The 13,007-nt window shown below is 36.6% G+C and carries 12 protein-coding genes and 1 pseudogene; 6 read left to right on the top strand and 7 right to left on the bottom strand.

Features of this window, described 5'->3' with window-relative positions; translation table 11 throughout:
* The first annotated feature begins 68 nt into the window (after positions 1–68).
* Entirely contained in the window at positions 69–971 is a 903-nt protein-coding gene (locus AOG54_RS05460; RefSeq protein WP_055032517.1) for a mechanosensitive ion channel family protein, read from the top strand.
* On the opposite strand, the gene AOG54_RS05465 is transcribed toward AOG54_RS05460, so the two are convergent.
* Positions 968–1,789: an SMP-30/gluconolactonase/LRE family protein gene (locus tag AOG54_RS05465; RefSeq protein ID WP_054964473.1), complete on the bottom strand. Its 822-nt coding sequence runs from the start codon at positions 1,787–1,789 to the stop codon at positions 968–970. The two genes, AOG54_RS05460 and AOG54_RS05465, sit on opposite strands and share 4 nt — an antisense overlap.
* A 53-nt stretch (positions 1,790–1,842) precedes the next feature.
* On the opposite strand from AOG54_RS05465, the gene AOG54_RS05470 reads away from it, so the two are divergent.
* The 3 genes from AOG54_RS05470 (at position 1,843) to vat (ending at position 6,216) form a co-directional block, all read left to right on the top strand.
* Positions 1,843–2,190: a Rieske (2Fe-2S) protein gene (locus AOG54_RS05470; RefSeq protein ID WP_052656831.1), complete on the top strand. Its 348-nt coding sequence runs from the start codon at positions 1,843–1,845 to the stop codon at positions 2,188–2,190.
* Positions 2,190–3,884, top strand: coding sequence for an FAD-binding protein (locus AOG54_RS05475; protein ID WP_054964474.1), 1,695 nt, complete (start codon positions 2,190–2,192; stop codon positions 3,882–3,884). Before AOG54_RS05470 ends, AOG54_RS05475 begins: the two co-directional genes overlap by 1 nt.
* A gap of 94 nt (positions 3,885–3,978) precedes the next feature.
* Positions 3,979–6,216 carry a VCP-like ATPase gene (vat, locus tag AOG54_RS05480; RefSeq protein ID WP_048102096.1) on the top strand — a complete coding sequence of 746 codons (2,238 nt, stop codon included), beginning with the start codon at positions 3,979–3,981 and terminating at the stop codon, positions 6,214–6,216.
* A 5-nt stretch (positions 6,217–6,221) separates the two neighbouring features.
* Here vat and AOG54_RS05485 read toward each other — a convergent pair whose 3' ends face one another.
* Positions 6,222–7,217, bottom strand: coding sequence for a potassium channel family protein (locus tag AOG54_RS05485; protein WP_048102097.1), 996 nt, complete (start codon positions 7,215–7,217; stop codon positions 6,222–6,224).
* Between the two features lie 31 nt (positions 7,218–7,248).
* Positions 7,249–8,487, bottom strand: coding sequence for a peptide chain release factor aRF-1 (prf1, locus tag AOG54_RS05490; protein WP_048102098.1), 1,239 nt, complete (start codon positions 8,485–8,487; stop codon positions 7,249–7,251).
* A gap of 40 nt (positions 8,488–8,527) precedes the next feature.
* Here prf1 and pyrH point away from each other — a divergent pair, with 40 nt between their 5' ends.
* Positions 8,528–9,205, top strand: coding sequence for a UMP kinase (pyrH, locus tag AOG54_RS05495; RefSeq protein WP_048102099.1), 678 nt, complete (start codon positions 8,528–8,530; stop codon positions 9,203–9,205).
* Positions 9,206–9,296: 91 nt separating this feature from the next.
* On the opposite strand, the gene AOG54_RS05500 is transcribed toward pyrH, so the two are convergent.
* From AOG54_RS05500 to AOG54_RS05515, 4 genes are read right to left on the bottom strand one after another with little or no spacing between them, the layout of a single operon-like run.
* On the bottom strand, positions 9,297–10,097 hold the full coding sequence (locus tag AOG54_RS05500) for an ABC transporter permease (RefSeq protein ID WP_048102100.1): 801 nt from the start codon (positions 10,095–10,097) through the stop codon (positions 9,297–9,299).
* Positions 10,098–10,101: 4 nt separating this feature from the next.
* Positions 10,102–11,082, bottom strand: coding sequence for an ATP-binding cassette domain-containing protein (locus tag AOG54_RS05505; RefSeq protein ID WP_048102192.1), 981 nt, complete (start codon positions 11,080–11,082; stop codon positions 10,102–10,104).
* 5 nt (positions 11,083–11,087) lie between these two features.
* A complete protein-coding gene (locus tag AOG54_RS05510) occupies positions 11,088–11,510 on the bottom strand; it encodes a PadR family transcriptional regulator (RefSeq protein WP_052656833.1) in 423 nt (140 codons plus the stop codon).
* 52 nt (positions 11,511–11,562) lie between these two features.
* Positions 11,563–12,522 carry a BadF/BadG/BcrA/BcrD ATPase family protein gene (locus AOG54_RS05515; protein WP_048102101.1) on the bottom strand — a complete coding sequence of 320 codons (960 nt, stop codon included), beginning with the start codon at positions 12,520–12,522 and terminating at the stop codon, positions 11,563–11,565.
* 111 nt (positions 12,523–12,633) lie between these two features.
* Between AOG54_RS05515 and AOG54_RS05520 the strand changes: the two are divergent.
* Positions 12,634–13,007 (top strand): annotated as a pseudogene (locus AOG54_RS05520) (homocitrate synthase); the annotation flags it as partial.

Raw genomic sequence — 13,007 nt, forward strand, 5'->3', positions numbered from 1 at the left:
ATCTATTACTATTAATTATATATTAAAATTTGAAAAAGTTTTATTAAAGATCAGTTAATAAAAACACAATGAACAGAAGGGGTCTTATAGCATCAATAATAGTTGTAATCATATCACTGGCAATAATAATCCCTGTTTTATTTATACTTGATACAATATATCACATCCCTTTCTTCGAGTCGTATAACATTTTTTTATATGCAATAACAATAGTTGCCGGTGGAATTATAATTGTAAATCTCATAGCATCATTAATAATGAACAGGGCCACCAGGGCAATAGGAAAATCAACAGCCGGAACCTTAAGTTTCACAGTAAAAATTGTCGGGTATCTGATTATAATTATAATATTCTTCACATTTGTTAAAATAGATATCGGTGCTGCACTTGCAGCAGGTGGTTTCGCCGGCCTTGTCCTTGGTCTCGCCTCACAGGACGTATTATCAAACATATTTGGTGGCATAGCTGTAGTTGCATCCCATCCATTCAGGGTTGGTGATCGTGTTACAGTGTCTACATGGCAGTATGGTCTTGATGCACCTGCATATCCTCCAAAGTTTTATTCAAACGATTTTTTAATACCCGGATATACAGGCGTGATAACAGACATTTCTTTAATGTACACATCCATACTCACAGATGACAATGTCCCATTAAAAATACCCAACAGCATTATGATACAGGCGGCAGTTTTTATTCAGGGGAAGAATAATTCAAGGCTTGTTAGAACGAAATTTGAAATATCAAAGGATATAGACCCTGACATAATTATCCCAATTCTGCAAGATGGCATTAAGAATTTTAAGTTTATATTAAATGAACCAGAAATAAGAATTTATGAAACAACATTTACAACATATATAATAGTTATAGAGGCCATGTGCAGTGGAAATTTTGAGGAGCCACCAAGAAGTGAAATATTAAAATTTTGCATGAAAACAGTTAGATCAATAAAAACAAAGCAAAATTAAAATTTAAATATATCCGGTTTAATTCCGGGAACATCATTATTAAACATATATATACCACCGCCATTTCTGCCATTAAATGCAGTAGTTATAAAAAGCGTTCGAAAATCATCACCACCAAATGTGCAGCATGAAACATTTTCCGCGTCAAGTTCTATTTCAAGTAAAATTTTTCCGGATTTATTTAATTTTAATACATGGGAACCGCCGAAAAATGCAACATATATATTATCCTCGGAGTCTATTGTCATGCCGTCTGGAACACCTGGTGAGGCACTAACATCTATGGATTGCCCCTCTGATATAATTTCTCCATTGATATTATCATAATTAAAAACCCTTATCTTTCTGGTCGGAGAATCTATATAATACATGGTGCTGCCATCCATGCTCCATGCCATTCCATTGGATATTATAACATTTTCCAGTATATTTTCTGGTTCTTTTTCAAATTTGTAAAGTTTTCCTATAGGATTCTTCTCATTAATATCCATTGTCCCTGCGAATAATCTTCCCGAATGGTCACATTTTCCATCGTTAAATCTTACATTTTTTTGAAAATCCATCTTAAAAAGCGCATTTTTATATGCTTTTTCAGTGTTGTAAAAATTTATTGAATTTCTTGTGGAGTATATTATCCCATCATTATGTGGGGCTATAAAGGTAATTATCTCGTCCAGCTTAACAGACGAAAAGGTATTTTTATACATTGAATGAAGTGTGCCGCTGTTTATATCTATCCAGTACAGTGTATCATTAAAGAACATGGGAGATTCACCAAGGGAAGAATGTGGTGCACCCTCAATTTTTTTTGCATACATATTTTTAATATAAGATATAAGGTATTAAATATTATCCTGTTTAAAATCCAAAGATGTTAAATAAAAATTATGGATTTACATTTATGTGGCATAATGTCATAAAAGATACTGATCTTAAGGATGGATCCATTAAGGGCATAACCATCGATGGCAAGCCCCTGCTTATTATAAAGAAGGATAATCATGTATATGCCCTTGATTTATACTGCACACATGAAAATACCTCACTGGATGAGGGATTTATAGAGAACTGTTCCATAGTATGTCCAAACCATTTTGCCTCATTTGACATAAAGTCTGGAAGGGTAACCGCTGGACCCGAAGGGAGCGATGAAAAGATAAAAGACCTTGGGTTTTACCAAACAAAAATAGAGGATGGTATTATAATGGTGGACTTTTAATGAGGGCACTGGTATTTATAAAGCAGGTACCTGACGTAAATGAAATTAAATTTGATAGCAGCACAGGCAGGATTGTAAGACAGGGGGTTAAACTCCTGATGAATTCGTTTGATAAAAAGGCGGTGGAGGAAACAGTAAGAATCAAGGAGAAATACGGCTATGAAACAATAGTTGCATCCATGGGCCCTGAAAGTGCAATGGACGTAATAAAGGAAGCAATAAGAATGGGCATAGACCGTGGTATACTTATAAGCGATAGAAAATTTGGCGGATCAGACACATATGTAACATCCAAAATACTCTCAGCAGTTATAAATATAATAAAACCTGATATTGTACTGATGGGGAGATATTCCCTGGATGGTGAGACATCACAGGTTCCACCAGAAACAGCATACATGTCCGGATATAAATTCATATCATCGGTATCGGAAATTAAAATAGATGGGGATACCTGTATTGCGAAACGTGATGAGGATAACGGCATAAGAACTATAGAATTTAAACTTCCAGCCTTAATTTCTGTAAGTGAAAAAATAAACCGTGCGAGGCCCGTTCCAGATATAGATTTAAATTATCATATTGATATTTTTGACTCTAATAAAATAACAGGTATTTCTGGTTCGGACTCATTAACCGTTGTTTCAGGCACCTCCATGCTAAATGACTCCAGAAACTGCAGATTTATATCATTTGAAGAATTTACTGGCATTTTAAATCAAAAATTAAATGAAAATATGATTACAGAAAAAACAGAGAGCATTGATGATAACGAATCTGATAACATATTCCTTGGACTGGCAGTTGATGATCCGGCAACATCAATGCAGATTGCATCAAAAATTGCTGAATTATCCAATGGATCATACAGGATAGTTTTCATCGGCAATATTGATCCAGAAAAAATAGATGGACTTGCCTGCCATGAATATATATATCTTGGGAAACCATTGAACATAGATTTTGCAAATTTTGTTATTAATTATATAAAAACAAGCAATGTCAGGCATATACTGGCACCATCAAACCTAAATGGAAGGGATATATCATCATTTATAGCTGCATCCCTGGGACTAGGTTTAACTGCAGATTGCGTGGATATAAAACTTGAGGATTCAAAAATGATACAGTTTAAACCAGCATTTGGTGGTGGTATTATAGCCAGAATTGAATCAAAAAAAATTCCAGACTTTGCCACAGTAAGGCCCGGGATGTTTAAGGTAAGGTATGTAAATTATAACGCCAGGGTTATTATTTCAGGTATTGCCCATTCTGATGATATAAAGTATCTGGATTTCGAGCCTGTTGAAAATGGTTTTCCTGCATTTAATAAAAAAATTATTATTGGTGTGGGCCGTGGGGTGGCACGCGATAAAATAGATGATATAAAACAGATCGCCTCTAAAATCAATGCAGCAATAGGTGGAACCAGAAAGGTGGTGGACATGCATATAATACCCAGGCAGTTCCAGATTGGGTTAACCGGTGTATCAATATCGCCTGCATTATACATTGCCATTGGCATTTCCGGTGCAGATAATCATATAGTTGGAATAAGGTATGCTGGAACCATAATAGCTGTGAATAATAACCGGGACGCATCAATATTTAAGCATTCAGATTACGGTTTAGTTATGGATTCCACCGAATTCATAGACAGCCTGTTAAATAATTTAAATCACAACAAATTTTAATTTGTTAATAAGCGCTATTTAGTTGAATTGCAAACGTTTAAATAAATTTTTATTTATTCAATATTTTAAAATACTATTTAGTAAATATAGGATTATGAAATCTAATAATGGTATAGTTCTCAGGGTTGCTGAGGCTAATGCCACTGATCCGGGCATGGCAAGGGTCAGGCTTGACGAAATTTCCCGGCTTGACCTCAATGTCGAAATCGGTGATGTGGTTTCTATAGAAAAGGTCAGGGCTACTGTGGGCCGTGTTTTTAGGGCCAGGCCTGAGGATGAAAATAAGGGCATAGTAAGAATAGACAGTGTTATGAGGAACAACTGTGGTGCATCCATAGGTGATAAGGTTACAATTAAAAAGGTTGAGGTGGAGGAGGCAAAGAAGGTGGTTCTTGCACCAATCATTAGAAAAGATCAGAGGCTACGTTTTGGTGAGGGAATCGATGACTTTGTGCAAAAGGCGCTTATAAGGAGGCCTGTAATAGAGGGAGATAGCATCAGCGTCCCGGGACTCACGCTGGCAGGCCATACCGGACTTTTATTTAAGGTCATAAAAACAATACCCAGCAAGATACCGGTGGAAATCGGTGACATGACACAGGTTGAAATAAGGGAGGAACCTGCATCCGAGGTTCTCGAGGAGGTAACAAAGGTAAGCTATGAGGATATTGGTGGATTATCCGCACAGCTCGGAAAGATAAGGGAGATAATAGAATTACCCTTAAAGCATCCAGAACTTTTTGAGAGGCTTGGAATAACACCACCAAAGGGCGTGCTGCTTAACGGCCCTCCAGGAACAGGAAAAACGCTTATAGCAAAGGCGGTTGCCAATGAAAGCGGTGCAAATTTTTACTCCATCAACGGCCCAGAGATTATGTCGAAATATTACGGCCAGAGTGAGCAGAAGCTCAGGGAGATTTTCCAGAAGGCAGAGGAATCTGAGCCATCAATAATATTCATAGATGAAATAGATTCAATAGCCCCCAAGAGGGAGGATGTGCAGGGTGAGGTTGAAAGAAGGGTTGTTGCACAGTTACTGACACTTATGGATGGCTTAAAGGAACGTGGTCATGTAATAGTTATAGGTGCAACAAACAGGATTGATGCTGTTGATCCTGCACTAAGAAGGCCGGGAAGATTTGATCGTGAGATCACAATAGGTGTTCCTGATAAAAAGGGAAGGGAGGAAATATTAACAATACACACACGTGGAATGCCACTCGGAATGTCTGATGAGGAACGCAGCAAATTCATGGAGGAAATAGCAGACCTTACATATGGTTTTGTTGGGGCCGATCTGGCTGCGCTTACAAGGGAATCGGCAATGAATGCCCTGAGGCGTTATCTTCCAGAGATAGACCTTGATAAGCCAATACCCACAGAGGTTCTTGAAAAGATGGTTGTAACGAAGGAGGATTTCCTCGAGGCATTAAAGTCCATAGAACCCAGCAGTCTCAGGGAGGTAACCGTTGAGGTGCCAAATATTAAATGGGACGATATTGGTGGGCTGGAAAATGTAAAATCTGAATTAAGGGAGGCTGTTGAGCTTCCACTGTTAAATCCAGATGTATTCAAAAGGCTTGGAATCAGGGCACCCAAAGGATTCCTATTATATGGCCCGCCAGGAACAGGAAAAACATTACTTGCAAAGGCAGTTGCCAATGAAAGCAACGCAAACTTCATATCAGTCAAGGGCCCAGAGGTGCTGAGCAAGTGGGTTGGTGAAAGCGAGAAGGCTGTAAGGGAGATATTCAGAAAGGCCAAGCAGGTTTCACCCTCAATAATATTTATGGATGAAATAGACTCCATAGCACCAAGAAGGGGTGCATCAATGGATTCAGGCGTAACCGAAAGAATAGTGAACCAGCTATTAACATCGATGGATGGCATAGAGGTGCTCAACGGCGTCGTGGTCATAGCCGCCACAAACAGGCCTGATATAATAGACCCTGCACTGCTAAGGGCCGGCAGGTTTGATAAAATTATCTACATACCGCCGCCCGATGAGGAGGGAAGGTACAAAATACTGCAGGTACACACCAAAAAGATGCCACTTGCAAAGGATGTTGATCTTAAGGAGATAGCCAAAAAAACAGCAGGTTACGTTGGTTCAGATATAGAAAACCTTTGCAGGGAGGCTGGAATGATGGCATACCGTAACAATCCCAATGCAACTGAGGTAACGCAGGAGGATTTCATAAAGGCAATGAGTACAATAAGGCCATCTGTGGATGAAAGCGTCATAAAATTCTATGATAATCTTGCCGCCTCAATGGGAAAGGATATAACATCCAGAAAGAAGCCAACGCATGATATAGATTTATATCAATAATTTTTTTAATTATTTATATAAATATAAGAATCCATATCAACCTTATTATCGCTTGCATTTGCAAGCATTATCACATCATTTTTCCTGAAACCAATAACAGTTTTTCCATTCTTTTGCATTATCTCAAGAAATTCTTTAAATGTCATGTTCCTCTGGACGTCATTTATATCATCCTCCACCATTCTGCCTGATTTTAACATTTCATTGAATAACTCCGGCATGCCCGGGATATTTATGGATGAATAAATAAGCATTGAGGAAACATCGCCTTTTATGATTATGTCATCAATATAAGGTTCTGCATGCATTCTGCTGGATGGATTTAATATTTCAGCTATTATCCTTAATGCATTATTCAGCCTTCTGGCTATCATGGCCGAAAGTATGGTTTCAGCATCTATTGCCATGGAATCACGATCCTCGTTTTTTGAAAATATTAATATTATTGATGCTTTTTTAATCCCTGCCTTAATAAGGTCATTCTCATTCAAAAAATTACCCTTAATAAACGTATAATCATTTTTCTGCGGTATATCATCCTGATTAAGTATTACAATATCATAACCCGCTGCTGATATCTCATCAAGGACCTTTTTTGCCGTATCATTATAATTGCAAATAATTATATGCTTTTTTTCAACCGCCATTTTATCACCCAATCTTGCGGCAAGCCTAGAATCTATTAATATCGTTGTAACTGCCGCTGTAAAGTAGCCAAGGGAGCCAATACCAATTAACATTATGGCCATCCCATTTATTCTGCCATACTCCCCATAAACTGGTGTATCACCGTAACCAACTGTTGTTATTGTCTGCATGGTCCACCATAGACTTGTAAATAGATTATGTATTCCACTTGAGGCTATGTTATTTTCCAGATAATATTCAGAGAATACAGAGTATATAATCACGATAACAAGTAACATCCCTGCCTTAAAAATATGGTTTTTGCTGTATTTTTTCAGCCTTTTAAAAAAGAAATAAAATGGATACACATTCATTAATAAATTATAAATATAAATTTTTATTTATTTAAACATTCAACTGTTTTTCCGGGACATACCTTAAGATTCCTGCAACCCCGCCAAATGCTGTTTTTAAAAGCCTCCCCTCATCGCTATCCTCTGATACAAATTCAACGGTGGTTCCCGCAGCATCTGCAAGTTTGTACAAATCCTCTATAAAATCGTCCTCACGCTCGTAATTCATTGGAGTCCCATCATTGTCACACAGTGGCTGCTCCTCAGGCTCCTCAGTAAATGTTTTTTCAGCGCCACAAACAGGACATTTGTAAAAATATTTTATTTTTCTTATTGAATCCGAAATTATTAATAATTCAAGGTTCTTCATTTTCAATGCGTTTACAACGGCATTTTCCCCGTAAACACCGAGACCGCCATCAGGTTTTTTTATCTCCCTCAAGAACCTGTTTATTATATCCTTTTCTCTTGTAATTCTCATATCTTTTATTGATTCCGATGCCTTTTCCACGAGCTCCCTGAGCCCGGATTCATCCGTGTAACCTATATCAAACATATATTTTATTTTCTCCTTTATCTCATTCCTCAGGTATGATTTCTCCACAAAATATTCCTTTGTTGCACCAGGTCCACCAACAAATATTGTGATTATATCCTTAATAACAGGCATAAACGTTGCATTGGCAATATCCCCTATTTTTTTATAAAATTCATTTGCAGCTATTTCTATAAGCCTTTCAAACCTTCGGCTTGACTGACCACCCTGTCGGTGTTTGCTTGGCACAAGTGAATATTCATAGTCAACAACCTCAATTTTTGTTCCCTTTAAAAAGCCTATGGTTGCCTCCTTTCGGTCTATTACAAGAAGCCCATAAAGTTCCTTCTCCCTTAGCTGATCTGTCAGCTGCTCAAGATGGAAGCTTGAGTCGCACTTGTACAAAAATGTCTGTATTGGTTCAGGTGGCTCTATGATTTTTGTATACATCTCTGTTTGATCTCCCCTTGTGGCAACATGGCCGACGAAAAATACAAGTCCTGTTTCTGGTGGCTGCTTATAATATTTTAACCTGGACATAATTGATTCTATTGCCGCAAGCACATTCTTCCTTGTAGTCTTTGATTTTATATTGGCCGATGTTGAGTATTCCTCTCTTAAATACTGGACAACGTCTGATATCTGCTTATCTGGTGGAATGTAAAGTGAAATTAATTCTGTTCCCCTGCCATGAAGCCTTGACAATTCCTCCATGGCTTTTTTAAATTCATACCTCTTATAATCCTCGCTTTCCATAACAGAAAATTTTATAATAATATTTAACCTTAATGAAAAAATGAGAAGCGTTGTAATTTCACTTGGCGGTTCAATTATTTCAATGGAAAAATTAAATCTGGAGTTAATGAAGTCCGTATCCTCGACACTCCAGAAGATAAATACATATGATAAATATGGCATAGTGGTTGGTGGTGGCAGACTGGCAAGGACCTATATTTCAGATTTAAAGGCATATAATGTTAATGACAATATACTTGATGAAATAGGGATTAACGCAACAAGGATCAATGCACTTGCCCTAACCACATTTTTTGATGATGTAAACTCTAAAATACCAACAACAATAAACGATGCTGCCGAAATGATCCATAATTACCGTTATGTAATTATGGGTGGGACTGAACCGGGACATACCACCGATACAGTATCAACACTATTTGCGGAAAGGATTGGCGCAAAAATTTTAATAAACGCAACATCTGTAGACGGTGTTTATTCTGAGGATCCAAGAAAGTTTAAAAACGCAAAAAAATTTGATAAAATATCATATGATGATGCCATTAAAATTTCGGTAAATAATTCAATTGGTGCGGGAACAAATGTTTTTATGGATATAACATCGCTGACAATAGCAAAAAGGGCTGGAATAAAAATTTTTGTAATAAACGGTATGGATATGGATGAATATATAAATATTTTAAATTATGAAAGGTGTAATGGCACTGTAATCTCATAATAAAATGCGCCAATAAATATTATATTTTAAATTATTTAATTTTTATAATATATTTCTAAATCTGATGTATTTATAAAAATTTAAAAATTTTTTACTCCCTTATCTCTCTTTCTGATAAAATATATGTAAGCAAAAGCATAAATACACTGAGTACAAGAAGCCCAGTCATATACATTAGCACAGAATGTGCCTGAGATGCACTTAATGAACCATTTATTATTACAAGCCTTACAGACTGGGCAGACCATGATATTGGGTTATATTTGGCAACATTGCTTAACCAGTTTGCCATCAGATCTGGTGGGAACATGGCATAGCTTGCAAACATTAGTGGCAGGTTTATAAGGTTAACTATACCAAAAACTGATTCCATCTTTGTCATTCTCACAGCTATTATGCTGAATAGTGAGGAAAATATAAATGATATCATGAGCACTGCTGATACAAGAATAACAGCATCCATGATGTCAAATCCCTTTGCAATCTTTAGGCCATCTGGAATTAGCAATCCGACAACAAATAAGATTACAACCTGAACCAGTATCCTCACAACAGAGGATAATATTCTTGAGAAAACTATTGATGACCTGTTAATAGGGGCTATTAAAAACCTTTGAAGAATTCCAAGCCTTCTGTCCCAGATTATGTTAACACCTGAAAACATGCCTGTGAAAAGTCCAATAATCGTTAATATTCCTCCCATAAGGTATGTTATATAATCCGGTGCGCCCTCAAAGAAAAAGGCAGACCTAACACCGAATTTTGCAATGTCAAAGGCACTTCCAAATAAAACTATCCAGAATATCGGCTGGATTACACCCACTATGGCAGATACAGGATTTCTGTACCATCTTTTTAAATCCCTTATTGTTAATGGAATCAAACCACCCATGATATCACCTCTGTTTAAAACCCATCATTTTTGCATAATCCTTCTGTTCTGAATCTATATGCTTACCGGTATATTCTATAAACACCTCATCAAGCGAGGGCTTCCTTATACTAATGGATTCAGGTGATATATTATTGCTTGCAAGGTATTTCATCAGTTCAGGCAGAACCACATCAGAGTTGTTTACCTTCATCCTTATATCACCCATCTCCATCTTTTTTACCTCAATTGCATCCTTAAAATTTTCCACTATTTTCTCCTCACTGTCATTTTTGACCCTTAATGTTATAATATCACCCTTAAGACTTTTCTTTAATTCATCTGATGTTCCTGAAACTATTATTTTGCCATGATCCATTATTGAAAGTCTGTCAGAAAGCGCGTCAACCTCATCAAGATAATGTGATGTTAATATTATTGTAATTTTAAACTCATCACGAATGGATTTTATGTATTTCCATAAATTTGATCTTGTGGTTACATCAAGGCCCAGTGTTGGTTCATCAAGAAAAAGGACTTCCGGCGTGTTTATCAGGCCGCAAATCAGTTCAAGCCTTTTTCTCATTCCACCTGAGTAGGCACTTACCCTCCTGTTTTTAACGTCATAAAGGTCAACCATATTGAGCAGTGTTTCAATTCTTTCCTCCGCCTCCTTTTTTGGTACTCCATAAAGATCCGCCACAAGCTTTAGATTTTCATAGCCACTTAAATCTGCATCTGTTGTAAAGTCCTGTGGGACTACACCTGTTATCTGCCTTATTTTCAGTGCATCCTTATTGAGATCAAATCCTGCTATTTTAGCAGTTCCTGAAGTTGGTTTTAAAATGCCTGTTAACATTTTTATAAGTGTTGTCTTTCCAGCACCGTTCTGGCCAAGAAGTCCATATACCTGTCCCCTGCCTATTTTTAGGGTAACGTTATCAACCGCCTTAATATTTCCACCATATATCTTTGTTAAATTTTCTATTTCTATACTGTTATCCATCTTTATCACTCTATCTCCATTTTTGAAATTCTGGATGAAATCTCATCTATTGCCCTTATTATTTTATCCTGATTATTTTTAATATAATCCTTATCAGATTCCTTTATTACATCTATTAAATTTAGCACGCTTTTTCTTAAATTCCTAAAAAATATTTTATTTTCAGTAAAATTTTCAACCATTTTCTCATAATTTTCCTTATTTTTATTGAAGTATTCTATGCCGGCCTCAGTAATTTTATACCTGCCCTCATTCTTGGTTATTAGATTATTGCCCATGAGCCTTTTTAATGATGGGTATATCATGCCCGTGCTTGGTTTATAATCAGCATCAAATTTTTTCCTTATACCCTTGATTATGTCATACGGTTTTTTCTCCGTTGAGTATATCTGTTCAAGTATAAACAGGTCTGATATATGTGCCTTCATTACTAGATAATATCTAACTAATATTTAGATATATCTTTTATGAAAAAAGATATTATTTGATGAACAGCAAATCCTTCTCCACCTGAGATAAATGCACTAACATGTTATCAACATCCCTAATAAGTTCATCCCTTATGGATTCCTCCCTGATATTAAGCAATTTTATTGCATTTCCTATTGCTGCATGGTATCCATAAAAAATTTTAATATCATTAAACTCCTCTTTAAGGTATGTTCTAATTAATTTGGACTGCATTACGCCACCCAGAACCCCCATGGTAACATCCCTGTGAAAATTTTTTCTCATTCCATCCAGCATTAATTTTATCTCTCCAAATGCAGATTTTAATATGTGCATTGAAACTTCATCATTCTGGGACGATGATTCATCTACAATAATTGCAAGTGATGCCATAAGTCTTTTATCAAAATGTTTTTCAAGATTTGCAACCACCTCCCTTAAAGGCATTTTAAAGTAATCCTCAAATTTTTTAATCAAAACCGTTTTTTCTATTAATCCATCGTAGCTTTTCTCGCACATTTCAAGGGCCCTTCTTGCTATCCAGAAACCCGATGCAGCATCATCTGTTAGGTAGCTCCAGCCACCGATTCTATGCATGCGGCCATTGTTAATATATGAGCCAACAGAACCGGTACCAACAGCAGCAACTATACCGTCGCTGCCCAGTGTGACAAGATTTACGGCGGCCTCACCATCATTTGTGATAACCGCATCTTTATTAATTGATTTAACAATTGAATTTACCTCATCTGTATGGTATGCTGAATCACCATAACCCGCTATACCATATATTGATTTTTTAATATCATTGCATCTGGCCATTCTTTTTGCACGATTTATTGACCTAATTATATTGCCCTTTGATGTGGATTTTGACACACTTCTTACATTGCTTGGACCTGCAACCCCTATCCCCACGACCCTTAAATTATTCTCATCAATTATGGCCGAAAAGGTTTTTGTACCACCACCATCAACCGCCAGAATCATAAAAACGATAATATTTTATTATAAATGGTTTTTACTAATATGTTAATACGAATTTAGTAATAAAAATACGAAAATTTTATTTAGTTGTATGATATCATGTTATGATAATATATGTCACAGATAGGTATACTTGATACAACACTTCGTGAGGGTGAGCAGACACCGGGGGTTCTTTTTAAGGAGAATCAGCGGGTTGAAATAGCAAAATCACTTTCCAGGGCCGGTGTCGCCATGATAGAGGTGGGGCACCCACTGGTATCTGAGGATATTTATAGCGGCATTAAAAAAATAATGGGTTTAAAAAATACCGGTGAAATAAAATCAGAAATAATAGCACACAGCAGGGCGGCCCATATGGATATTGATTCAGCAGCATCATTAAACGTTGATAGAATAGCAATATTCTATGGTATAAGTGATATTCACCTTAAATACAAAACAAATAAAACAAGATCTGAGGCACTGGACATAATTTATGATGCGGT

It is taken from the genome of Acidiplasma aeolicum (genome assembly GCF_001402945.1).
Lineage (GTDB): Archaea > Thermoplasmatota > Thermoplasmata > Thermoplasmatales > Thermoplasmataceae > Acidiplasma > Acidiplasma aeolicum.